The organism is Kocuria rosea subsp. polaris (genome assembly GCF_001483755.1).
GTDB classification, from domain to species: domain Bacteria; phylum Actinomycetota; class Actinomycetes; order Actinomycetales; family Micrococcaceae; genus Kocuria; species Kocuria cellulosilytica.
The window spans coordinates 1-1,344 of record NZ_LQBK01000034.1 but is presented as its reverse complement, the minus strand read 5'-3'; the positions used below and the strand labels follow the sequence as shown (position 1 = coordinate 1,344).

Genomic DNA, 1,344 nt, shown 5'->3' with positions numbered 1-1,344 from the left:
GGACGCTCCTATCGCCTGTCAAGCCGGGTTGGGTTGGTGCTCCAGCAGCCGGTAGAGATCTCGGGCGATGTAGCGCTTGAGACAGCGTTTGATCTCTCGGGGTGTCTTGCCCTCGATCGTGCGGCGGGCGACGTAGTCGCGGGTGGTGGGGTCGTAGCGGATCCGGGAGAGCGCGATGGTGTGCATGGCCCGGTTGAGCTGGCGATCGCCGTAGCGGTTGAGCCGGTGGCGGGTGGTGACCTGGCCGCTGGTGGCCGGGATCGGGGCCACCCCGGCGAGCATCGCGAAGGCGGCCTCGGAATGGATCCGCCCCGGGTGGGACCAGGCGCACAGCACGGTCGCGGCCACGATCGGGCCCACCCCGGGCTGGGCGAGCAGGTCGGGCCGCCAGGACCGCACGATGGCCAGGATCGCCTTCTCGTGCGAGGCGGCCTCGGCGGCCAGCTCACGGGCTCGCCGGGCCAGGCAGCGGAGCACGGTGACGGTCGCGGTGGTCTCCGCGTCCCAGGAGGAATGCCCCCGCAATCTCGCGGCGGTGGTGAGCATCCCGGGCAGTTTCTGCCCGCGGAACCGCGCCCGGATCGGCTCCGGGGCGGCGATGATCAGGCTGAACAGCTGCCGCTGGGCGTCGGTGGTGGCCTCCACCGCCGAACGACGGGCGGCCAGCAGCACCGACAGCGCCTGACGGTCCCCACCGTGGCGCGGGGTGCCCAGCCGAGCCCGGGACAGCGCTTCGCGCGCGGCCCGGATCGCGTCCAGCGGGTCGGACTTGGCCCCGTGACGACGCTGGGCGCGCTGGGGGCGGTCGAGCTCGACCACGATCTCCTCGCCGTCGGCCAGGTGGCGGGCCAGCCCGGCCCCGTGACCGCCGGTGCCCTCGATCGCCCAGGCCCGCAGCCGGGCGTGCTCATCGGCGAAGGCCACCAGGCGGGCATACCCGTCGGCGGTGGCCTCCACGGTGATCTCCCCGAGCACACCGCCGGTGCCGGCATCGACGGCGGCGGCGGAATGGGTGTGGACGTGGGTGTCGACGCCGATGACGACATCGACGACCTCTCGTAGATCGGTCAGACTGGACATTGCGTTCCTCCCAAGCTCCGGAGCGGACGTAGGTTCCGGTCCGGGAGGAGTCACGGCAGGACTGTGACGGGACACGCCCGGCGCCGCTAACGCCAGACGGTCAAGCTCCTGATCAGGCCAGTCGCTCCGACCGGGCCGGGGCCGGCGACCACGAGCGGACAAGTCCTGCGAAAGGCACGCAGCCAGTCAGACCAAGGGTCACGCTCGTGATCACCTGCCCACAGCCCAGCACCATCAGGCTGCAAAAGGAATCCTCACAGTCAG

Annotated in this window: 1 protein-coding gene; it reads right to left on the bottom strand. The window is 71.6% G+C overall.

The genetic code is table 11. From position 1 onward, the window contains the following. Positions 1–18 precede the first annotated feature (18 nt). A complete protein-coding gene (locus AVL61_RS13495) occupies positions 19–1,080 on the bottom strand; it encodes an IS110 family RNA-guided transposase (protein ID WP_058874849.1) in 1,062 nt (353 codons plus the stop codon). Positions 1,081–1,344 lie beyond the last annotated feature (264 nt).